Here is a 23,886-nt window from a genome sequence, read left to right as displayed (position 1 = left end):
TCTAATTATTTTGAAAGGAGGGAAAATATGATAAGTGGAAGAATGTTACTCATTATGAATTTTCTAAAAGGAAAAAGTAAGACAAGTTACAAGGATATTAGCAAACAACTGAATATAGAAGAAAGAAAAGTTAGATATGATATAAATAATTTAAATCTTGTTTTACGTTCATTGAACAAATCAGTAATACAAAAGATGAATAAAGGTGTGTTAATTATTCCTGATGACTTCCAAGTAGTTTGTATAAACAACAATGAATATGTATTTTCCTTAACTGAGAGAGTATCTATTATGAAGATTATATCAATGTTTAAAATAGATAACCTAAATTTAGAAAAATTGAGCAAGGAATTCCAGGTTTCTAGAAGTTCAATTAAAAATGACCTTAATGTTTTGTCAAGTGAATTAGAAAGAAATCAAATAACTATTACTTATGATAAAATTTTCAAGATAAGTGGAGATGAAGATACTATATATAAACAAAGATTGAACATATTAAAATCATATTCCTATCTTTTTGGTAAGGAAAAATCTGATTTAAGTGTATTTGAGAAGTATTTAGTGAATGTAATTGAAAAAATATTCAAAGGTCTTTCTTTGATTGATATATATAATTGGTCTATAAATTTATTATTTCAAATGGGATGGACTTTAAATGATGAATCTTTTACATGGTATGTATCAAACATTTTCCTTTTTACATGGTATATACATTCAGATGAAAAACATCCTTTAGAATCTTCTTCATTAAGTGAGCCATATTTTGAAAATAAGTTTGACCAAGAGTTTGAAGAAATCATTCAAAAAAAGTTAACCAAAGAACAAATTTTATTGTTAAAGAGTTTTGTATTTTTTACAAATAAATATGCAAGTTTAAATGAAGATATGGATTTGATTAGTACAGAAATGATAGTTCAAGATTTAATTTATAATATGTCAGAGATATTAGAGATTGACTTCAAAGAAGATATGATTCTTTATAAAGGATTACTTAATCATATTGCCCCATTGATAGAGAGAATCAAACAGAATATACAGATTTATGAAGAATTATTTCACGTCATACCAGATAAATACCAATATGTACTTGAAGCTACTAAGAATTCTATTCAAAAAAATAGAGTGTTAAATCAGATAAAGAATGAAAATGAAATAATACTCTTGTCAATACATTTTTTAGGAAGTATACATAGAAATGAGAGAAACAATTATAAAAACATATTGTTAGTTTGTGGATTTGGTTATGGTGTAATTGCTATGTTAAAGGATACTTTAATAAATGATTACCAAATAAATATAGTGGATAGTATTCCATCATATAAGTTACAAGATTATAAAGATTGGGGAAGTATTGACTTTATTATAACAACATCAAAGATAGTAACAGACTTACCTAAAACAATTATTGAGATAAATCCATTTTTACAAGAAAACGATTATTTGAAGATTGAAGAAAAAGGGATAAAAAGAAAGAACGTTCTAACTAATTATATGTCAATAAAAAAAAGACTGGGTTTTTTAGAAGAAGATGCACAAAAAAGAGTATTGAGTATTATATGGCAAGAACTTGGATACAGTGATGAGAGAATACTATCTAGACAACTTAATTTAGGTGATTTAATAGGAATTGATACTATAAGTATCATTGATGAAGACATGAAATGGGAAGATGCTGTGAAAATTAGTTCAAATATACTTGCTGATTGCGATTTTGTATCAGCACAATATGCTGATAATATTATAGATATTTTAAAAAATGTAGGTTTTTATGCTGTAAAAGATAATGAATTTGCTCTATTACATGGAAATGATAGTTCATTAGTCAAAGTAAGTTCAATAAGTCTATTAATATGTAAAGAAGCAATTAGTTTTGGAGATAAAAAGGTTAAAATCATATTTTGTCTAGCAAGTAGAGATAAAAAAGAGCAAATTCCTGCAATAATTAATCTAACTAAAATGGTTTATAAGACTAATTTTATTGCTATGTTAGAAGGTGCAAATACAAAAGAAGAAGCAGAAGGTTTAATTCATAAATATGAGAAGGAGGTCACTGTATGAGTAAATTAGTTAATGTAAAATGTTCATTTAACATACATGCTAATTCAAAAGAAGAAGCCATTATATCACTAGTAGATGTAGTATCAAAAGAAGGGTATCTAAAAGATAAAAATCAATTTTTAGAGGATGTTTTAAAGAGAGAGGAAACATTATCGACTTATATTGGACATGGTATAGGTCTTCCTCATAGTCAAAGTATAGGTGTTAAAAATTCTTGCATTACAATAGGAAAGCTTGATACTCCTATTGCATGGACAGAAGAAGGAGAAAAAGTGGATTTAGTATTTTTGATATCAGTAACAAAAGATAATGAAAATAATCTTCACTTAAAGATTTTGTCAAAACTAGCACGTTTACTGATGCATGAGAGTTTTAGAAATCAAATTAGAAATTCAGATGAACAAACAGTTTATAATCTTATAAAAGAAAAAATAGGGGAGGAAGATTAAAATGAGGATTTTGAAGTTTTTACAGAAACATCTTATGACAGCAACATCGTATATGATTCCATTTGTAGTTGCTGGAGGAATTCTATTTGCTTTATCAGTAACTCTAAGTGGACAAGCTGCTGTTCCTGAAACTGGATGGTTAGCTAAATTGAATCAAATTGGAGCTGCTGGATTAGCTTTATTTATTCCTATATTAGGTGGATATATAGCATTTAGTATGGCAGATAAACCCGGATTAGCTCCTGGTATGATAGGAGCATATTTAGCAAAAGAAGTAAATGCGGGTTTTATAGGTGGTATTATAGCAGGATTCATAGCAGGATTTGTTGTCTTGCAACTAAAGAAAATTAAATTGGCTCCTACAATGAGAACTTTAGGTTCAATATTTATTTATCCTTTGCTTGGTACATTGATTACAGGTGGTATAATTGTATTTTTAATCGGAGAACCTATAGCTTCTTTTATGACATGGATGACAAATTGGTTAAATGGAATGTCTGGTGTTTCTAAAATTCCTTTAGGCGGAATTTTAGGAGGAATGATAGCTTCCGATATGGGTGGACCTATAAATAAAGTTGCTGCAACTTTTGCTCAAACTCAAGTTGACACACTTCCATATTTAATGGGTGGAGTTGGTGTTGCAATTTGTATACCTCCAATTGGGTTAGGATTAGCTACATTATTGTTTCCAAAAAAATTTAGTAAGGAAGAAAGAGATTCAGGGAAAGCATCACTATTGATGGGGTGTGTTGGAATTACAGAGGGGGCTATTCCATTTGCAACAGCAGACCCTGTTAGAGTAATCCCTTGTATTATGGCTGGGTCGATTATAGGAAATATTATGGCCTTTTTATTAGGATGTTTAAATCATGCACCTTGGGGAGGTCTGATAGTATTACCAGTAGTTGACAATAGGTTGGGGTATATCGCATCAGTATTAACAGGAGCAGTTGTCGTGGCAGTATTGATGAAATTAGTAAAGAAAGATGTAAAAGAAGATGAAGAAATTGAAGAAGATTTAGATGATTCGATTGAATTAGTATTTGAAGAACTATAGATATAAATGGGAATGATTTACATAAAAAGTAAATATATAGATAAATTTAAAGGAGATGAGGATATGAAAATTGTAGCAGTAACATCTTGTCCTAGTGGAGTAGCACATACTTATATGTCAGCTGAATCACTTGAATTATCAGCAAAAAAATTTGGTATAGAAATAAAGGTTGAGACTCAAGGAAGTTCTGGAATAGATAATGAATTGTCACCTAAAGAGATTGAGGAAGCAACTTGTGTAATACTGACTAATGATGTTGAGATTAGAAATATGGAACGTTTTAAAGGAAAAAAAGTAGTAAGAATGAGTGTGTCTGATATAATTAAGAAATCTGATGCATTGATTAAGAAAATAAAAGATACTTTTCAATAAAGTTTGATTTATTTTACATATAACATAAAGATGTTTTTAATGAATATTTTATTAAAAACATCTTTGAAAACATCTTAAAAATAGAATAAAAGGAGATATAGTCATGAAAAAGTTACCAATAAAGACTGTCGTACAAAGATTACTAGACTTACAAGAAGAAGGGAAAAGTGCAACGCTTTTAGGGATTGGTCCTATGTCACCAAACTTATTACAAGCAAGTTTTGAACTAGCAAAAGATGATGATTTTCCTTTAATGTTTATTGCCAGTAGAAATCAAGTAGATGCAGATGAACTAGGTGGTGGTTATGTAAATGCTTGGAATCAAGAAACTTTTACAAAGGATATTAAGAAGATAGCTGACAAAGTTGGATTCAATGGATTGTATTACTTATGTAGAGACCATGGTGGTCCATGGCAAAGAGATAAAGAAAGAAATGACCATTTACCTGTTGATGAGGCAATGGAGTTAGGAAAAAAATCTTATTTAGCTGATATTGAGGCAGGTTTTGACCTATTAATGATTGACCCTACAAAAGACCCATTTGAGATGGGAAAGGTAATTCCATTAGATGTAGTATTAGAGAGAACTGTAGAATTGATTGAATATTGTGAGAATGAAAGGAAAAGACTTAATTTACCAGAAATAGGATATGAGGTTGGAACAGAAGAAACAAATGGAGGTCTAACTTCAACTGAGACGTATGAAACATTTATAACTAGGCTAAAGGTTGAGCTTGATGAAAGAGGTTTGCCAATGCCAACATTTATAGTTGGTCAAACAGGTACTTTAACTAGAAAAACAGAACAAGTAGGAACTTTTAACTTTAGAAATGCTTATGATTTAGCCCAAATGGCTAAGAAGTATGGCGTTGGTTTAAAAGAACATAATGGTGACTACTTAGATGATGTAACCTTATTAGAACATATACCATCTCAAATTATTGCTACAAATGTAGCTCCTCAATATGGTACTGAAGAAACCAGAGCATATTTAAAATTAGCAGAAGTTGAACACAAATTAAAAGAAGAGGGGTTAATTGAGAAGACTTCTAATATTAGACATGTTCTTCTTGTTAATGCAATCGAATGTGGACGTTGGAGAAAGTGGGTAATAGGAGAACAAAAAAATCTAACTACTGAAGAAATATTTGAGGATGAAGTTTTATCTAATGAGATATTAGATATTGCAGGGCATTATACATTCAATAATGATGATGTTAAAAAAGAATTAAAAGTGCTTTATGGTAATTTAAGTAAGAATAACATTGATGGTCAAAGATTTGTTGTAGACCATATTAAACGCCCTTTACGTGATTATGCAGAATGTTATAATTTAAAAGGTGTTACTACAAGGATTTTAAATAAATAATGGGACTCATAGTGGTAGGTATTGTTATACTAGGTATTTATAGTTATAATTATACTTACCACTATTAAATTTAGGAGGGCTAATATTTTGATTAATTTAGTTTTTGATGTAGATGATACTTTATACAATCAATTGACACCTTTTTATATTGCATATAATAAAGTGTTTTCTTCAATAAAGGATGTTTCTATTGAAGATTTATATATAATTAGTAGAAAGTACAGTGATGAAGTTTTCCATTTGACTGAGAGTGGAGAGATGCCAATTGAGAAAATGCACATATATAGAATAATAAAGGCTTTTGAAGAATTAGAAAATCCTATTTCAGAAAAGGATGCTCAAAATTTTCAAGATGAATATATATATCAACAATCACAAATCACTTTAATTCCAGAAATGGAGCGAGTTTTAAATTTTGCCAAAGAAAAAAATATTAATATAGGAATTATAACTAATGGTCCATCTTCTCATCAAAGAATGAAGTTAAACCAGTTGAATATTGAAAACTGGGCTGACAAAAGCAATATTTTTATTTCTAGTGAAGTTGGTTCTTCTAAGCCAGACATCAATATTTTTAGACTAGCTGAGAATGTTATGAATTTAGATAGAGAAAATACATATTATATAGGTGATTCTTATAAAAATGATGTAGTAGGTGCTAAAAAAGCTGGTTGGAAGAGTATATGGATGAATCATAGGGGACATAGGATAGAAGATTTGATTTATAAGCCAGATTATGTAATTTTGGAATATAAAGATTTGTTATCTTTAATTATAAAAGTATGTAGTAAAAAAAGTCTTAACAATAGAATCATCTAAAAAAATTAAAAAGACTTGTGCAAAATTATATATTTAAATTATGAGTAATCTGTTTTACATTAAAAAATGGATTATTTAAAAAATTTTCCATATTAATAATATAAATTTTTTTTAATATTGACCGATAAATAAAACGATAGGGAATTCTTAGTTTGAAAATATAAAATTTAATGAATTATACTAAAAATAATAAGTTGAAATTCATATTAAGTTTAAATCCTTGGAATGAATGAAAATAAATACTAAATTTAAAATGAAATTTAATATTTATACTAATAAAGAAATTTATATCGGAAAAATTTGAAGATTTTATAAATAATACTAGGTTAAAATCTATAAATAAGTACAATATTTAATTGGAAGAGAGGATTAGATATGAAAGCAATAATTTTAGCAGCTGGGATGGGGACACGATTAAGACCATTAACTTCAGAGATCCCAAAACCATTAGTTAAAGTTAATGGGAAGCCAATGATAGAAACCCAAATAGAATGTCTATTAGAAAAGGGGATAAAAGATATAAAAGTTGCAGTAGGATATTTAAAAGAAGAATTTTATTATTTAGTGGAAAAATATAATGTGGAATTAATATATAACAATAAATATGATATATATAATAATATTTATACTATGTATTTATTAAGAGAACATTTACCTGATAGTTATGTTATAGAGGGAGATGTATATATATGTAATAACTTTATAGATCCAGATATAAAGAAATCCACTTATTTTACTCTTTATAAAGAAAATTTTAATAATGAGTTTATATTTAAATTTGATGAAAATAATAAGGTTTATGATATGTATGTTGGTGATAATAAGGGGTATATATTGTGTGGTGTATCCTATTGGTCATTAACAGACGGAAATATTATAGTAAAAAAATTAGAGGAAACAATAAAAAATGGAGACTTTGAAAGTCTATTCTGGGATGATATTGTAATGCAAAATAAAGATGCTTTAAATATGTACATTCAGAAAATAGATTTTAAAGATTGTTTTGAAATAGATAATGAAAAAGATTTGAGATTTTTGGAAAAATGTATAGTTCAAAATAATGAATTTACAATGAAAAAAATTTTACAATACTCGTAAGTAGGTTAGGAAGGAATTTATATGGGAATTTTAGATGAAATAATGAACCAAGAGCATTTTGATATAAAAACATCACTAGATTATATTAATGAGTATGAGAAGTTATTACCATTTGATAGTGAGATTCATACTGCACGTGCAGTTACATATTTTTTTGGAGAAGAATATAAACTTGCAGAAGAACATATTAGAAAAGCCTTGAAATTTAGACCAAATAATTATGATAATAACTTTTATTTAGCAAATATATTGATTGCTATGGGTAAATATTCTGAAGCTATTAAAGTAGCTATATTAAGTGTGACATTCTTAAAACATTTTGCTAAGATTCAGGGATATGATTATATAAATGACAAACTATTTTATTCTAGTGAACAAGTAAAAACTCTAATTGAGTATTGCATTGAGAATATAAAAGACACAAATATACTTGAAGACTTAAAAAAATTTTTTGGATTTATTGAACTAAGTATTGCTAAATTTCCTGCATGTTTCTATGGGAATAAATGGAATGTTATAATAGAAGAATATTTAAATAAAGACTCAAGTCGTAAGTATAATGATTATATATGCTTTTATTCTGACACTTATAATAATATGTTATCAGATTTTCAAAAAAAATTATGTGCTGCTATTAACAATTCTGAGATATCTTCAATATGTCCAATAGAGAGTTTTAAATCTATGACTACAAAAGAATTCAGTTTAGATAATGGGAAGTATATTATTCCAATTGCTACAACTGAATATAACCAAGTTATTGACTTTAAAATTAGAAATACTAATTTTAAATCACAACAAGTAGATCCACCTGGTTTTTTTAAGTATTATAGAGTAAATAATGGCATTAGTTTAAATTCAGATAAAGATATTATAATTGGTAAGCCAATCAAGCTAGGGTTTAAAGAAAAAAATAAAAAATTAATTTTTACTATATTTATAGATGCTTTATCTCAAAAATATTTATTGGAAACAAAATATAAATCAATGCCTTACACAAAAGCTTTTTTTAACAAAGGAATTATATTTGAAAATTGTTATTCAGCAGGAGAGTGGACATATCCATCTTTGACAAGTGTGGTTACAGGGTTATATACAACTAATCATCATTTTTTACATTCTAGTGCAGGATATAAATACCCTGATGATATAGATTTATTCAGTGAGATTATGAAAAAAAATGAATATTTCACTGCAAATATAAGTGGTACATATGCACTTGCACCATATAGCAGTGGTTTTAGAGGGTTTGATAGAACTGTTTTTAAGAATAGTTTAGGATTTTCTGATTCAGCAATAATTAATGATGCGATTAAGCATATTGAATCATTTAAAGAAACCAATCAATTTGTGTTTATGTCTTTAAGCGATGTTCATAAAATATTAGATGATATTGAAAATTATAGTGTTAATTATGATATTGTTAATCAAACATCTTTAGATATAGAGACATCTTTATCAAAAAGGAGCTCGTTTGTAAGTGCATGGCAAAAATATGATGAAGAGGCTATTAAAAAATATGATGTGGCGCTTAGGGAACTAGACCGTCAATTGAAAGGAATTTATGATTATATATTACAAAACTACTCTGAAGAAGAATATTTAATTAGTATTTTTTCAGATCATGGAGCTTCATTTTTAGGTAAAGATGATTTTTTATTAAAATCAAATATAACTAATAGTGTATTAATGGTTAGAGGGTCTGGAAGTGTCTCTAATGGTAACACAGAGTATATAAGCAATATGGATTTAATGCCTATAATTTTAAAATTAGCAAATATAGAACATGATTTATCTAAGTATGATTGTGTACTTCCAAAGACACTAGGAGGTAAGGGGCGTGAGTTTACCTATAGTGAATCAATATATCCTGGTCAGACTTATAAAGCTATGGTCAATAATGATAAATATTGTTATATATTAGAAACAAAAGGCATTACTAATATAGATGGAACCATTAATTTTGACGAATATAGTGATTCTGTTTTTGATAAAAAAGAAGCTAAAGAAGTTAAAGATAATGATATTTTAGAATATTATAGAGAGATAGTATATAATCATATAAAAAGAAATATTAAATACTAATATTAAAAATTATTTACATATTAAATAGATATAATTTATTGTATTTTAATAAATATTCTGGGTCTTTAAAATATAACTATTGAACTATATGGAGTAAAAATTTTCACACAAAAAATGAGATACTCAAATTTTTATTTTGAGATATTTCTTTTTTATTATATAGTTAAAATAAAATAATTAGGAGTATATTTTATTTAGATTAATCAATAACATTTTGGGATTCTTTATAACTACATGTTAACTGTTGAATAGGTTTATCATATGGTTTAACCCATCCTTTATTAATACTTAATTCTGTAAGTGCTGTGTGACCTTCTACCATTTGAGTTAGTGAAGCTGAATATATAGCTCTTAATTCAGGTGTACTACTTGTTAATGCAGAATTAAGATACATATTGGCAGATGCTTTAGCAGATGAAAGCATACTTAACATTATTACTTTATCGTCTATATAAGTATTGTTCTTAATTAGATTTTCTATCATATTTCTCATGTTATCTATACCTCCTCAGAAATTAGTATTTCATTTTCAACTATAAATTGTTGTATAGCTTTAATTCTTCCTTCTGTTGCTAATATGCTAGATTCTGATTGTCTTTTTAGGTCTTCATCTGATATTAACATATTTATTGCTCTTTGCATAAGTAATCCATCAGATTCCATTTTTATAACTGCTGCTAAAGATATTTTTTCAGTTTCTGAAAGTATTCTCATTTAATCATCTCCTATATTGTAATTTATGCTTTAATAGTATGTCTTTCTTTTTAACGAAATAACCATAACACTTTTTTACAGTATTTTATATTCTCTTTATATCAAAGTTTAGTTAACTTATATACTAATAAAATTTTGTAGGAGAGTTATCATTAAATATCTATCAGATAAATTATTTAAATATTCATTAAACAAAATTTACTTGTATGTACTTCTTCAAGAGTCAATATGAATTTTTGTACAAAGATTAATTTTAATGATAATCATTAAATGGTATATTTTTCTTTAAGTTTTGACGGGAAGTATTAACTTATTAAAATACTTTAAGGAAAAATGGCTAATTTTAGGATATTATCAACAAATTTAAAATACTTAACTGCTATACTTTCTATATCTTAAATTTTATAGGGAGATAAAATGAATTTTAAAAATAAAACCAAGGTTTTAAGTCTTGTTTAATATCAATTTCAAAATAAAGAAAAGTCCCCTAATATAGCATTAGTAGATACAGGAGATTTTTATGACCCAGATGGTCTATGGAAATAGAACTTTATCTATTTTTATATGCATTTCTATGTATTTTATTTTCATCAAATCGGTCTATAAATTCATTTTTTTCTTCACTATATCCTATAGATATAAGGGCATATGGTATTAATTTTACTGGTAAGTCTAAAGCTTGTCTAACCTTATTTACCACTTTATTTTTAGGAAATACTCCTGCCCAACAAGTAGCTAGACCTTGATTAGTAGCTTCTAACAATAAATTTTGTGTGCAAGCACCTAAATCTTGTATCCATTTACCAGGCTTTAAGAATTTATCTCTATTTCCAAGTACGACTATATATAATGGTGCGAATTCTATATGCTTTGCTCTATGCTGTGATTTTGAGACAGCTCCTTTTTTATTTTTACAAAAAAATATGAATAATGTTCGACAGGTGGCGAATGAAAAAATTACAAGTAATATTTTTTTTAAAAAATTTCAAAAAAGAGTTGATAATATATGTATATTAATATAAAATTTAATATATATAATTCGTATAATTATACGAATGATTTAGAGTGTAAAATAACTTATAAACGGAGAGGGGAAGTCTAATGAAAGTAGCAGTAGTTATGGGTTCAAAATCAGATTATCCAAAATTAGAAGAAGGGATAAAACTGCTTGAAAAATATGGAATAGAAGTTGTAGCAAGAGCATTATCTGCTCATAGAACACCAGAACAACTTTCAATATTCCTAAAAGAAATAGAAGATGATACAGATGTAATAATAGCAGCAGCAGGAAAAGCAGCACACCTTCCAGGTGTAATAGCTTCACAAACATTAATTCCTGTAATAGGATTACCTATTAAATCATCAACTATGGATGGACTAGACTCACTTTTATCAATAGTTCAAATGCCAAAAGGAATACCAGTTGCAACAGTTACAATAGACTTAGGTTTAAACGCAGCTTTATTGGCATTACAAATAATGACTTTAAAATACCCAAAATTAAAAGAGGATTTGAAATCATATAGAGAAGAGATGGCACAAAAGGTGCTAGAAGACGACAAGAATTTAAGGGGGTAACAGAAATGTTATTATATGAAGGAAAAGCAAAACAAGTATATTCTACAGATAATGAAAATGAATATGTTGTTTATTATAAAGATGATGCGACAGCATTTAATGGAGAAAAAAAAGCAGAAATATCTTCAAAAGGTATACTAAATAATAAGATATCAACAATAATCTTTGAAATGTTAAAAGAAAATAATATAAATACACACTTTATAAAAAGTTTATCAGATAGAGAAATGTTAGTTAAAAAGGTAGACATTTTACCATTAGAAGTAATAGTAAGAAATATTGCTGCTGGTTCTATTTGTAAAAGAGTTGGTCTTGAAGAAGGTGTGGTTTTCGACGAGCCAATTTTTGAGATAAGCTACAAAAATGATGCTTATGGTGACCCAATGCTAAATGACGATTATGCAGTAGCAATGAAGTTAGCAACTAGGGAAGAATTAAAATTCTTAAGAGAAGAAACTTTAAAAATAAATGAGTTACTAAAAGCATTTTTCTTAAAATTAAACCTAAAGTTAGTTGACTTTAAAATAGAATTTGGTAAAGATTCTCAAGGAAATATAATATTGGCAGATGAAGTATCACCAGACACTTGTAGACTTTGGGATGTAAATACAAATGAAAAGTTAGATAAGGACAGATTTAGAAAAGACCTTGGAGACCTTGTAGAAGGTTATACGGAAGTACTTTCAAGAATGAATAATAAATAGGAGGCAAATGTATGTGTGGAGTTTTAGGGATTTACTCTAATAAAGATGTAACTAAAGAACTGTATTATTCTTTATATTCTATGCAACACAGGGGGCAAGAAAGCTGTGGTTTAGCTCTTTTAGATGATGGAGAAATTAAGTACAAAAAAGATATGGGATTAGTTGGAGATGTTTTTAAGGAAAGTGAATTATCTAAGTTAAAAGGAAACATAGGGATTGGACATGTTAGATATTCAACAGCTGGAGGAAGTCATGTTTCTAATTGTCAACCTTTAGTTGGAAGCTGTAGAAAAAGACAATTAGCCATAGCTCATAATGGAAATCTAGTCAATGCAAATTATTTAAAAGACATGCTAGAAGAAGATGGATATATGTTCCAAACTAATTCAGATACAGAAGTGATTTTATATATACTTGCAAGATATTACAAAGGGGATATAGTAGAAAGCTTAAAAGTGACAATGGATTATATAAAAGGTGCATATGCTCTTGTAATAATGAGTCAAGAAGAATTGGTTGCAGTTAGAGACCCACATGGATTCAGACCTCTTGTACTTGGTAAAAAGGGTGATGAATATATATTTGCATCAGAGAATTGTGCAATAGATATACTTGGCGGAGAAGTTATAAGAGATGTAGAGCCAGGAGAAATAATAGTAGTTAAAGATGGAGAATTAAAATCATATTTTTATTCAGAAAATTATAAGCCAGTTAAGAAGAGTTGTATATTTGAACACATATACTTTGCAAGAAATGATGCAACTATAGACAATGTAAATGCGTATGAATTCAGAATTAAATGTGGTGAAAGATTAGCTCAGAATGAAACTGTAAAAGCAGATATGGTAGTTCCAGTTCCAGATTCAGGTTGGCCAGGAGCTATTGGTTATGCAAATGCTAGTGGATTAAAAATAAGTGAAGGCTTAGTTAAAAATAGATATGTAGGAAGAACATTTATAAAACCTACACAAGAAGAAAGAGAAATAGCAGTAAAAATAAAATTAAATCCTCTTTCAACAATAATAAAAGGAAAGTCTATAATTTTAGTAGATGACTCAATTGTAAGAGGAACTACATCTAAACAATTAGTAAAATCTTTAAGAGAAGCAGGAGCAAAAGAAATTCATCTTAGAATAACATCTCCTCCAGTAGCTTACTCTTGTTACTATGGAATAGATACTCCAAATCGCTCTAAGTTAATTGCATCAAGTAACAACGTAGAAGAAATGAGAGAATATATTGGATGTGATAGTTTAAAATTCCTAGATATAGAAGGAATGTTAGATGCAACAGAACATAAGTCTACTTTCTGTAAAGCTTGTTTTGATGGGGAATACCCAGTTAAGAAAATTGATAAGGAGGAACTACTTTCATGTTAACATATAAAGAATCAGGTGTAGATATAGATGAAGGAAATAGAGCAGTAGACCTTATAAAAGGTAAAATAAAAGGAACTTATGATGGAAATGTAGTTGGAGATTTAGGTAACTTCAGTGGGCTATACAGTTTAAAAGATTTTGTAGGTATGAAAGAACCAGTTTTGCTTGCATCTACAGATGGTGTTGGGACTAAATTAAAAATAGCTCAAATGATGGACAAGCATGATACTGTTGGAATAGATTTAGTTGCAATGTGTGTAAATGATTTGATTTGTCAAGGAGCAAAACCATTATTTTTCCTTGATTATATAGCTCTTGGGAAATTAGTTCCTGAGCATATAGAAAAAATAGTTGGTGGAATTGCAGATGGTTGTAAAATATCTGGTTGTGCACTAATTGGTGGAGAAACTGCTGAAATGCCTGGAATGTATGGAGAAGATGACTATGATTTAGCAGGATTCTCTGTAGGAATAGCAGACAAAGAAAAGATTGTTTCTGGAAACAATGTTAAATCAGGAGACGTATTGGTTGGTATATCTTCAAGTGGAGTACACAGTAATGGTTTTTCTTTTATAAGAAAGATATTTTTGGAAACTTACAATTATAAAATGGAACAATATGTTGAAGAACTAGGAATGACAGTTGGAGAAGCACTTTTAACACCAACTAAAATATATGTTAAATTAGCTTTAGATGTACTAGCGAAACATGACATAAAAGCTATAGCTCACATAACTGGTGGAGGGCTTATAGAAAACATAACAAGAGTTATACCTAAAGGGTTAGGATTAGATATCAATAAAAAATCTTGGGAGAAGCCTCCTATATTCAAAATGATAGAAGGTTTTAATGCTGTTGATGAGAGAGAACTTCATAAGAGTTTCAACATGGGTATTGGATTAGTTTTAATAGTAGATAAAGAAAATGCTGACAATGTTGTAAACTTTATAAATAATAGAGAAAATGACAATGCTGCTTATGTAGATAAAAAATACAGTGAATTACTAGAAGATAAAGCTTATATAATTGGTGAAGTAGTAGATAGTCATGAAGGTGTAGAATTATGCTAAATATAGGAGTTTTAATATCTGGTGGAGGAACAAATTTACAAGCAGTTATAGATGGCACTGAGTCTGGAGAAATCAAAGGTCAGGTTAAAGTAGTTATCTCAAGTAAGCAAGATGCTTATGGATTAGAGAGAGCTAAAAATCATAACATAAAGGCAATTTGTGAAACTAATGAAGACAAGATAATAGAAATTCTTAAAGAAAATAAAATAGATTTAGTAGTATTGGCTGGTTATTTAAAAATAATCAGCCCAAAGCTGGTTAATGAGTTTAGAAACAAAATGATAAACATACATCCATCATTAATTCCTTCATTCTGTGGAGCTGGATTCTATGGAGAAAAAGTTCATCAAGGTGTGATAGATTATGGAGCTAAAGTAACTGGTGCTACAGTTCATTTTGTTGATGAAGGTGCTGATACTGGACCAATCATAATGCAAGATGTAGTTAAAGTGAATCAAGATGATGATGCAAAAACACTTGCAAAAAGAGTGTTAGAAGTTGAACATAGGATTTTAAAAGAAAGTATAAGTCTTTTTTGTGAAAATAAATTAAAACTTCAAGGTAGGAGAGTGTTTATAAATGAGTAAGAGAGCTTTAATAAGTGTAACTGACAAGACAGGTGTAGTGGAATTTGCTAAAGAGTTAAATAAGCTAGATTATGAAATTATATCTACAGGAAATACTTTTAAGACATTAAAAGAAAATGGAGTTAATGTAATGCAAGTTGAAGATGTTACAAACTTTCCAGAAATATTAGATGGAAGAGTAAAAACATTAAATCCATATATACATGGTGGTATACTTTATAAAAGAGATAAAGAATCTCATGTAGAAACTGTAAATGAACACAAAATATGTTCAATAGATTTAGTAGCTGTAAATCTATATGATTTTGAAGGAACTTTAAAAGCTGGAAAAAGCCATGATGAAATGATAGAAAATATAGATATTGGTGGACCATCTATGATACGTTCTGCTGCTAAAAACTATAAAGATGTAATAGTAGTAGTAGATATAAAAGATTATGATTCTATAATAGAAAAATTAAAAACAGACACAATGACATTAGAAGACCGAAAAAAATTATCATATAAAGCTTTCTCAACTACAGGAAGATATGATGCGTTAATATCTAGTTATTTTGCTGGAGAAGTTGGAGATACGTATCCTGACATATTAAATTTAACTTTCCAAAAAGAACAAACTTTAAGATATGGAGAAAATCCACATCAAAATGGTTTCTTATATTCACAATCAAATGCAAAAAATCCAATCTTAAATTATGAGCAATTAGGCGGTAAAGAACTTTCTTTTAACAACTTAAACGATTTACATGGATGTTTAGAAGTAATGAGAGAATTTAAAGATAGTGAAGAAGTAGTTTCAGTAGCTATAAAACATGCTAATTCATGTGGAGTAGGGCTAGGAAAAGATGCTTTTGAAGCATATACAAAATGTTATGAAGCGGATAAGATTTCAATATTTGGAGGAATAGTAGGAATAACTTCTACTATAGATAAGGCTACAGCAGAGAAATTAAATGAAATATTCCTAGAAATAGTAGTAGCATATGATTTTGAACCAGAAGCTTTAGAGATACTTAAGCAAAAGAAAAATCTAAGAATATTAAAATTAGCTAAGATAGAAAATAGTTTACAACCATATGAAATGAAATATTTAGATGGAAAATTATTAATACAAGATAGAAATAATATATTAGCAGAAAAAAGTGAAAATGTAACAAAAGCAAAACCAACAGATGAACAACTTAAGGACATGGAATTTGGTATGAGAGTAGTAAAAAATATGAAATCAAATGCAATTGCAATAGTAAAAAATGGACAAACTCTAGCTTTAGGTTGTGGACAAACATCAAGAATTTGGGCATTAAAAAATGCTCTTGAAAATAACAAAAATAAAGATTTTAAAGGAGCTGTTTTAGCATCAGATGCATTTTTCCCATTTGATGATTGTGTAACATTAGCTCATGAATATGGAATATCAGCAGTAGTTCAACCAGGTGGTTCTATAAAAGATAAAGATTCAATAGAAGCTTGTGATAAGTATGATATGGTTATGGTATTTACAGGAATAAGACACTTCAAACACTAAGGAGGATATTATGAAGATATTGGTTGTAGGCGGTGGCGGAAGAGAGCATGCTATATGTTGGAAACTAAGCAAAGAAAAGAATGTAGAAAAAATTTATTGCGCGCCAGGTAATGCAGGAATTGCAAATGTAGCAGAATGTTTAAATATAGGTGATACTAATATAGAAGAACTTTTAAAATTTGCCAAAGAAAATAAAATAGGTCTGACAATAGTAGGACCAGAAGTACCACTAGTTATGGGAATAGTAGATGAGTTTGAAAAAGAAGGGTTAAGAGTATTTGGACCTAATAAAAAATGTGCTCAACTTGAAGGGAGTAAAGCTTTTTCAAAAGATTTTATGATAAAACATAACATACCTACTGCAAAATATAAAGAATATACAAACTTAGAAGAAGCTATATCAGAAATAGATAGCTTTGGATATCCGGTAGTAATAAAAGCAGACGGATTAGCTGCTGGAAAAGGTGTTGTAATACCTGAAAATAGAGAAGATGCTATAGCAACTTTAAAAGAAATGATGTCAGATAAGAAGTTTGGAACTGCTGGAGATAAAATAGTAATTGAAGAGTTTTTAAAAGGAATAGAAACTTCAATTTTGGCATTTGTAGATAATGATACAATAGTTCCTATGGCAAGTGCAAAAGACCATAAGAAGGTAAACAACTATGAACAAGGGCCAAACACTGGTGGAATGGGGACTTTTTCACCTAGTGAAATATATACAGAAGAATTAGCAAATAAAGTAAAAGAGACAGTATTAGAAAAAACTTTAGAAGGATTCAAAAAAGATGGACTTAACTTTAAAGGTATTTTATTTGTTGGTCTTATGATAACTGAAGATGGAGAAAAAGTACTTGAATATAATGTAAGATTTGGAGATCCTGAGACACAATCTGTTTTATTTAGATTAGAAACAGATTTACATGAGATAATGGAAGCTATATTGGATAATAAATTAAAAGATATAGAAATAAATTATAGTGATGATGAAGCTGTATGTGTTATGCTTACATCAGGAGGGTATCCAGACAGTTATGAAAAAGGGAAAATTATAACTGGTCTTGAAAACTTGGATGATGATATAGTAGTATTCCATAGTGGCACTAAGATGCTTGATGGTAATTTAGTTACCAATGGAGGAAGAGTAATTGGTATAACTGCAAAGTCAGCTACAGTTAAGGATGCAGCAGAAAAAGTTTATGAAAACATAAAGAAGATAAACTTTGAAGGAATGCACTATAGAACAGACATAGGAAGATAATTTTTCTAAAATGGAGGATAAGGTATGTTGAATACTGAAAATAAAGACTCAATGGTTAGAAGAGTACTAGTTGAAAAAAGAGAAGGTTTTGACCTTGAGGCTAAAGCTTTAAAAAAAGACTTGGTGGAAAGTTTACACATAAGTAATATAGAAAATTTAAGAATATTAAATAGATATGATGTAGAAGGAATATCAGAAGAAGTTTATGAAAATGCAGCAAAGACAATATTCTCTGAACCAAATCTAGATGTAGTATATTATGAAGAAATACCAGAATTAAATGGTGAAAGAGTGTTTGCAATAGAATTTCTTCCTGGTCAATATGACCAAAGAGGTGACTGGGCAGCTCAATGTGTCCAAATCGTAAATCAAGGGATAAGACCTGCCATTAATACAGCAAAAGTCTATATATTATCAGGTAAAATAACTGATGAAGAGTTTTCTAAAATAAAAGATTACTGTATAAATCCAGTAGATAGTAGAGAAGCATCTTTAGAAAAACCAGAAACATTAAAAATGGAAACGGAGATACCAACAACAGTTGAAGTATTAGATGGATTTATAGATTTAGATGAAGATGGATTAAGAACATTTGTAAGTGAAAAAGGGTTAGCAATGACTTTAGGAGATTTACAACACGTTCAAAAATATTTTAAAGATACAGAAAAGAGAAATCCAACTATAACAGAAATAAAAGTTCTAGATACTTATTGGTCTGATCATTGTAGACATACTACTTTTATGACTGAAATAGAAAATGTAAAAATAGAAGATGGTAAATTTAATAATATAGTAAAAGAAGCGTATCAAATGTATCTTAACTCAAGAGACAATGTATATGTAAATAGACACAAAGATATATGTTTAATGGATATAGCTACAGTTGCAGTAAAAGAATTAAAGAAAAACGGAAAATTAAATGACCTAGATGAAAGTGAAGAAATAAATGCATGTAGTATAAATGTAGATGTTGAAGTTGATGGTAAGATGGAAAAATATTTAGTAATGTTTAAAAATGAAACTCACAACCATCCAACTGAAATAGAGCCATTTGGTGGGGCAGCTACTTGTTTAGGTGGAGCTATAAGAGACCCACTATCAGGAAGAAGTTATGTTTATCAAGCAATGCGTGTTACAGGAAGTGCTGACCCAAGAACAACTTTAGAGGATACTTTGCCTGGAAAACTTATGCAAAGAAAAATAACTACAGAAGCTGCTCATGGATATAGTTCATATGGTAACCAAATAGGTCTTACAACTGGGCAAGTTGCAGAAGTATATGATGAAAACTTTGTTGCAAAGAGAATGGAAATAGGTGCTGTTATAGCAGCAGCGCCAAAAGAGAATGTAGTAAGAGAAAGACCTGAAGCAGGAGATGTAATAATTCTTCTTGGTGGAAAAACAGGAAGAGATGGTTGTGGAGGAGCAACTGGTTCATCTAAAGAACATAGTGAAGAATCAATCTTAACTTGTAGTGCAGAAGTTCAAAAAGGAGATGCTCCTAACGAAAGAAAAATACAAAGATTCTTTAGAAATAAAGAAGTTGCTCAAATGATAAAGAGATGTAATGATTTTGGAGCAGGTGGAGTTTGTGTTGCTATAGGAGAGATTGCTGATAGTTTAGATATAAACTTAGATTTAGTGCCTAAAAAATATGATGGACTTGATGGAACTGAACTTGCAATTTCAGAGTCACAAGAGCGTATGGCAGTAGCTATAAAAAAAGAAGATAAAGATAAATTTATACAATTAGCAGTAGAAGAAAACTTAGAAGCTACACATGTAGCTACAGTAACAGATACGGGATATTTAAGAATGTTCTGGAATGGAAAAGCAATTGTAGATATAAATAGAGAGTTCTTGGATACAAATGGAGTAAAACAAACTACTGATGTTCATGTTACTAAAGTAGATGAAGAAAATACATTCTTTAATTCTAATGAAATAATAAAAGATGTTAAGTGTGCAAGTATGAAAGACAAGTTTACAAAAGTATTATCTGACCTTAATGTTTGTTCTCAAAAAGGATTAGTTGAGATGTTCGATAATACAATTGGTGGTAATACAGTGCTTATGCCATTTGGAGGAAAGTATCAAGCTACTCCAACTCAAGGTATGGTTGCTAAGATACCAGTACTTGGAGGAGAAACTAATACTTCTACAATAATGACTTATGGATACAATCCAAAGGTAGGAAAATGGAGCCCATTCCATGGTGCTTTATATGCAGTAGTAGAATCTGTGTGTAAATTGGTTGCTATTGGAGGAAATTATAGTACAACAAGACTTACATTCCAAGAGTATTTTGAGAAACTTGGTAACAATCCAGAAAAATGGGGTAAACCATTCTCAGCACTTTTAGGGGCGTTCTATGTACAAAGTAAATTTGAGATACCTGCTATAGGTGGAAAAGACAGTATGTCTGGTACATTTAAAGATATTGAAGTTCCACCAACACTAGTTTCATTTGCTGTTGATACAGTAGATGCTAAGAAAGTAGTATCTCCAGAATTTAAAAAAGTAGATTCAAAAGTAGTAATGTTATGTGTAAACAAGGCAGAAAATGATGTTATAGATTTTGAAGAATTAAAGAGAAACTTAGACAAAGTAAGAGAACTTATACATGGAAACAAAGTTTTATCAACATACGCATTGGGATTTGCAGGTGTAGGTGAAGCAATAAGTAAAATGGCTTTTGGTAATAAAATAGGATTTAAGTTTAGTGAAGAAGCTGAAAAAGTATTTACAGCTGATAAATTATTTGAGGCTAGTTATGGAAATATAGTACTTGAATTAGCAAATGATGATTTGAGTATACTAGATGGATATAATTACATAGTGCTTGGAAGTACAGTTAAAGAAGCTAGTATATTTATCAAAGGTGAAGAACTTTCACTAGATAAATTATATAAAGCACATTGTAGTACTTTAGAGCCTATATTCCCAACTAAAACAGAAGATGTAAAATCAAAGATAGAGACTATAAGTTATATATCACAAGGAGAGGCTAAAAAATCATCATTAAGTATAGCTACTCCAAGAGTGTTTATACCAGCATTCCCTGGAACAAACTGTGAATATGACTCTGCAAGAGCATTTGAAAGAGCAGGAGCTAGTGCAAATATAAGAGTATTTAAGAATTTAACTTATAAAGACATAGAAGATTCTATAGATACAATAGTAAATGAAATAAAATCTTCTCAAATAATAATGTTACCAGGTGGATTTAGTGCTGGTGATGAGCCAGATGGTTCTGGTAAATTTATAGCTACTGTATTTAGAAATCCTAGAGTACAAGAAGCTATAAATGAGTTTTTAACTCAAAAAGATGGTCTAATGCTAGGTATCTGTAATGGATTCCAAGTACTAATTAAATTAGGATTAGTTCCATATGGAGAAATAAGAGTTCCAAGCGAAAATGCACCAACACTTACTTACAACAATATTGGTCGTCATCAAGCTAAGATTGCTAGAACTAGAATTTCATCTAATAAATCTCCTTGGTTAGCTCAAACTAATGTTGGAGATATTCACAATATAGCAATTTCTCATGGAGAAGGTAAATTTGTTGCTAGTGAAGATGTTATGAGAGAATTAATTGCCAATGGGCAAGTAGCAACTCAGTATGTTGATTTTAATAATGAGGCTACTTATGATATTGAGTTTAATCCAAATGGTTCATTCTATGCTGTTGAAGGTATAACTAGTGCTGATGGTAGAGTGTTTGGTAAAATGGGACATTCTGAGAGAATCGGAGAGGAAGTATTTAAGAATATCATAGGTGAAAAAGACCAAGAGATATTTGAATCTGGAGTTAAGTATTTTAGATAAAGCTCTGATGATTAACTGTTAGTTACAATATATATTTTAGATATTTAGATTTGAAGAGATGTAATAATGTGATGATAATCATTTAATATTACATCTCTTTTTATTTATGTAAGAAATAATAAGTTCAACTTAAGTTAAAATACAAGCTGTGTTATAATTAATTAAAATTGATTGTTTATTAGTAGTAATTATAATAAAGTAAAGTATTAATAAAAAGAGTCTAGTAGTCAATTAAAAAAATAATTAGTAAATAATTTAAGTATAAATATTTTTTTTATTTATCCGATAATCATAATGTAGTGAAACTAAATTTAGAGTTTTAATGAATATAAAAGAAATTAATTTAACAAAGGAGTCTATAACAAGAAGACTTTATAGGAACTCAAGTATCTTGAATTATATAAGGACAACTTTAAAGTTTATAAAATTTAGAAAGGGGAGTTTTATTTTGAACGAAATAAGTTCACTAATAAATATATTGGCATTGACACAATTATCTGGTAGTAATACCACAAATCAATGCAACTGTGGATATAATAATTCGTCTGGATTTGACATGATTATGATGACATTGTTGAAAGCATTATCACAAAATAATCAACAAACCTCTAATGGATATAATTTATCATCTAATTCTGAAAAACTGTTTAATGAACTTGATAGTGTAGTAAATAATACAGTTGGTAAGTTTATTGAAGTTGATACAAAAGATAAAAGTGTAAAGTCGAGAATTGAAAATGCTGTAGAGCAAGCATCAAAGAAATATAATGTAGATGCAAATCTTATAAAGGCAATAATTAAAGTTGAATCAGATTTTAACCCAAATACTGTATCTTCTGCTGGGGCCAAGGGTCTTATGCAACTTATGCCAGAAAATTGCAGAGATTTAGGAGTAACAGACCCTTTTAACATAGAACAAAATATAGATGCTGGGACTAGACATATTAAGGAGTATATAGATATGTTTGGAGGTAGTATAGAAATGGGATTGATGGCATATAATGGTGGACCTGGTAGAATGAGAAGTAGAGGCGTAGAATCAATTTCGGACTTGTATAAAATGCCAAAAGAGACACAAAATTATATACCTAAGGTTATGAAATATTATAGAGGGTAGAATTTATTATGGGTATAAATATAGACAAGCTAAATATAAGTCCAAGTAGAAGTATAGAAGTTAAAAAAACAAAGGAAAATAACAAGTTTTCTGATAGCTTAAACTTTGTAAAACAATCTTCTTCACTAGAAGATATAAAAAAGAATTTAGATAGTGTAAAAAAGGCTGGGGAAAGGCTTGTACTTACACAAAATTATGGTGATATTAGTAGATATAAAAATGCAGTAAAAGAATACCTAAAATCTGTTGTAGATAATATGTATTCACTTGATAAAAGTGGTGGTTTCTGGGAGCATCAATATTATAAGAATGTAAAGATTATTGATAACAAACTTGAGAATATGACTAGTAAACTACTTAGTGAAGAAAAAGAAAATATAGATATTGTTTCTACTGTTGATATGATACAAGGTTTATTGATAGATATGTATAGATAAGATTACACAAGGAGAAAATTTTTATGAATAGCAAAAAAGAAGATATATATGAATTGAATTTTGGTCAATTAATAGAAGAAAAGACTGGGATTATAGAGGAAAATCAAAATGTTTTTAATGCGAAAGTAAATGTGGCTGTTTCCATAGGAAACACAACAGAAACAATAAAAAAAATATTAGATTTAAAAGAAGGTTCTATAATAAAACTAAATAAGAATGTAGATGAAAAATTAGACATATATGCAAATGACAGGTTGTTTGCTTATGGAGAAAGTATTATTACAAATGAAACATTATATGTAAGATTATCTAAAATAGAAGATTCAGACATAAATTAATACTTTAAAAAATATCCCCTTAGATTATTCTATATTAG

The 23,886-nt window shown here is 28.8% G+C and carries 22 protein-coding genes; 19 read left to right on the top strand and 3 right to left on the bottom strand.

The features are described 5' to 3' along the window. Positions 1-27 precede the first annotated feature (27 nt). From KGF42_RS12360 to KGF42_RS12325, 8 genes are all read left to right on the top strand, one after another. Entirely contained in the window at positions 28-2,058 is a 2,031-nt protein-coding gene (locus KGF42_RS12360) for a PTS sugar transporter subunit IIA (RefSeq protein ID WP_227826426.1), read from the top strand. Then, positions 2,055-2,507 (top strand): PTS sugar transporter subunit IIA, encoded by a 453-nt coding sequence (locus KGF42_RS12355; RefSeq protein WP_054272220.1) that lies wholly within the window; start codon positions 2,055-2,057, stop codon positions 2,505-2,507. Before KGF42_RS12360 ends, KGF42_RS12355 begins: the two co-directional genes overlap by 4 nt. 1 nt (position 2,508) lies before the next feature. Continuing rightward, positions 2,509-3,564, top strand: coding sequence for a PTS fructose transporter subunit EIIC (locus tag KGF42_RS12350; protein ID WP_107594434.1), 1,056 nt, complete (start codon positions 2,509-2,511; stop codon positions 3,562-3,564). Between the two features lie 63 nt (positions 3,565-3,627). Then, the gene (locus KGF42_RS12345; protein ID WP_054272321.1) at positions 3,628-3,936 is read left to right on the top strand and encodes a PTS fructose-like transporter subunit IIB; all 309 of its coding nucleotides are present in this window, start codon (positions 3,628-3,630) and stop codon (positions 3,934-3,936) included. Between the two features lie 103 nt (positions 3,937-4,039). Further along, positions 4,040-5,305 carry a class II D-tagatose-bisphosphate aldolase non-catalytic subunit gene (locus KGF42_RS12340; RefSeq protein ID WP_054272223.1) on the top strand — a complete coding sequence of 422 codons (1,266 nt, stop codon included), beginning with the start codon at positions 4,040-4,042 and terminating at the stop codon, positions 5,303-5,305. A gap of 87 nt (positions 5,306-5,392) precedes the next feature. Beyond that, the gene (locus KGF42_RS12335) at positions 5,393-6,124 is read left to right on the top strand and encodes an HAD family hydrolase (RefSeq protein ID WP_227821325.1); all 732 of its coding nucleotides are present in this window, start codon (positions 5,393-5,395) and stop codon (positions 6,122-6,124) included. A 375-nt stretch (positions 6,125-6,499) separates the two neighbouring features. After that, the gene (locus KGF42_RS12330; protein WP_227826425.1) at positions 6,500-7,222 is read left to right on the top strand and encodes a sugar phosphate nucleotidyltransferase; all 723 of its coding nucleotides are present in this window, start codon (positions 6,500-6,502) and stop codon (positions 7,220-7,222) included. 21 nt (positions 7,223-7,243) lie between these two features. Beyond that, a complete protein-coding gene (locus KGF42_RS12325; RefSeq protein ID WP_227826424.1) occupies positions 7,244-9,307 on the top strand; it encodes a sulfatase-like hydrolase/transferase in 2,064 nt (687 codons plus the stop codon). Between the two features lie 199 nt (positions 9,308-9,506). Here the strand turns inward: KGF42_RS12325 and KGF42_RS12320 are convergent, their stop codons facing one another. From KGF42_RS12320 to KGF42_RS12310, 3 genes are all read right to left on the bottom strand, one after another. Continuing rightward, positions 9,507-9,800 (bottom strand): spore coat protein, encoded by a 294-nt coding sequence (locus tag KGF42_RS12320; RefSeq protein ID WP_003425293.1) that lies wholly within the window; start codon positions 9,798-9,800, stop codon positions 9,507-9,509. A 5-nt stretch (positions 9,801-9,805) separates the two neighbouring features. Then, positions 9,806-10,021, bottom strand: a complete 216-nt coding sequence (locus KGF42_RS12315; RefSeq protein ID WP_003420960.1) for a hypothetical protein — start codon at positions 10,019-10,021, stop codon at positions 9,806-9,808. A gap of 550 nt (positions 10,022-10,571) precedes the next feature. Continuing rightward, entirely contained in the window at positions 10,572-10,946 is a 375-nt protein-coding gene (locus KGF42_RS12310; RefSeq protein ID WP_227826429.1) for a nitroreductase family protein, read from the bottom strand. Between the two features lie 176 nt (positions 10,947-11,122). Here KGF42_RS12310 and purE point away from each other — a divergent pair, with 176 nt between their 5' ends. From purE to KGF42_RS12255, 11 genes are all read left to right on the top strand, one after another. Beyond that, positions 11,123-11,599: a 5-(carboxyamino)imidazole ribonucleotide mutase gene (gene purE / locus KGF42_RS12305; RefSeq protein ID WP_003425290.1), complete on the top strand. Its 477-nt coding sequence runs from the start codon at positions 11,123-11,125 to the stop codon at positions 11,597-11,599. A 5-nt stretch (positions 11,600-11,604) separates the two neighbouring features. Beyond that, positions 11,605-12,303: a phosphoribosylaminoimidazolesuccinocarboxamide synthase gene (gene purC / locus KGF42_RS12300; protein WP_054272227.1), complete on the top strand. Its 699-nt coding sequence runs from the start codon at positions 11,605-11,607 to the stop codon at positions 12,301-12,303. A gap of 11 nt (positions 12,304-12,314) precedes the next feature. Beyond that, the gene (purF, locus tag KGF42_RS12295; RefSeq protein ID WP_003420968.1) at positions 12,315-13,682 is read left to right on the top strand and encodes an amidophosphoribosyltransferase; all 1,368 of its coding nucleotides are present in this window, start codon (positions 12,315-12,317) and stop codon (positions 13,680-13,682) included. Then, the gene (gene purM / locus KGF42_RS12290; RefSeq protein ID WP_227821320.1) at positions 13,676-14,752 is read left to right on the top strand and encodes a phosphoribosylformylglycinamidine cyclo-ligase; all 1,077 of its coding nucleotides are present in this window, start codon (positions 13,676-13,678) and stop codon (positions 14,750-14,752) included. The genes purF and purM overlap by 7 nt, the downstream gene beginning before the upstream one ends. After that, a complete protein-coding gene (purN, locus tag KGF42_RS12285) occupies positions 14,746-15,339 on the top strand; it encodes a phosphoribosylglycinamide formyltransferase (RefSeq protein ID WP_107618913.1) in 594 nt (197 codons plus the stop codon). Before purM ends, purN begins: the two co-directional genes overlap by 7 nt. Continuing rightward, positions 15,332-16,864 (top strand): bifunctional phosphoribosylaminoimidazolecarboxamide formyltransferase/IMP cyclohydrolase, encoded by a 1,533-nt coding sequence (gene purH, locus KGF42_RS12280; protein ID WP_227826423.1) that lies wholly within the window; start codon positions 15,332-15,334, stop codon positions 16,862-16,864. The genes purN and purH overlap by 8 nt, the downstream gene beginning before the upstream one ends. 10 nt (positions 16,865-16,874) lie before the next feature. Next, complete coding sequence (gene purD, locus KGF42_RS12275) at positions 16,875-18,125, top strand: phosphoribosylamine--glycine ligase (RefSeq protein WP_227821317.1); 1,251 nt, start codon at positions 16,875-16,877, stop codon at positions 18,123-18,125. A gap of 24 nt (positions 18,126-18,149) precedes the next feature. After that, positions 18,150-21,956: a phosphoribosylformylglycinamidine synthase gene (locus KGF42_RS12270; protein WP_227826422.1), complete on the top strand. Its 3,807-nt coding sequence runs from the start codon at positions 18,150-18,152 to the stop codon at positions 21,954-21,956. Positions 21,957-22,404: 448 nt separating this feature from the next. Beyond that, positions 22,405-23,073 (top strand): transglycosylase SLT domain-containing protein, encoded by a 669-nt coding sequence (locus tag KGF42_RS12265; protein ID WP_227821315.1) that lies wholly within the window; start codon positions 22,405-22,407, stop codon positions 23,071-23,073. 8 nt (positions 23,074-23,081) lie between these two features. Continuing rightward, on the top strand, positions 23,082-23,510 hold the full coding sequence (locus tag KGF42_RS12260) for a YaaR family protein (RefSeq protein ID WP_227821314.1): 429 nt from the start codon (positions 23,082-23,084) through the stop codon (positions 23,508-23,510). Positions 23,511-23,533: 23 nt separating this feature from the next. Further along, complete coding sequence (locus tag KGF42_RS12255) at positions 23,534-23,848, top strand: FliM/FliN family flagellar motor switch protein (protein WP_227821313.1); 315 nt, start codon at positions 23,534-23,536, stop codon at positions 23,846-23,848. Positions 23,849-23,886: the final 38 nt, after the last annotated feature.

Origin of the sequence: Clostridioides sp. ZZV15-6383 (assembly GCF_020657735.1) — a bacterium.
GTDB lineage: Bacteria > Bacillota > Clostridia > Peptostreptococcales > Peptostreptococcaceae > Clostridioides > Clostridioides difficile_D.
The sequence above is the reverse complement of the archived record's forward strand: the minus strand, read 5'-3'. Positions and strand labels throughout refer to the sequence as shown.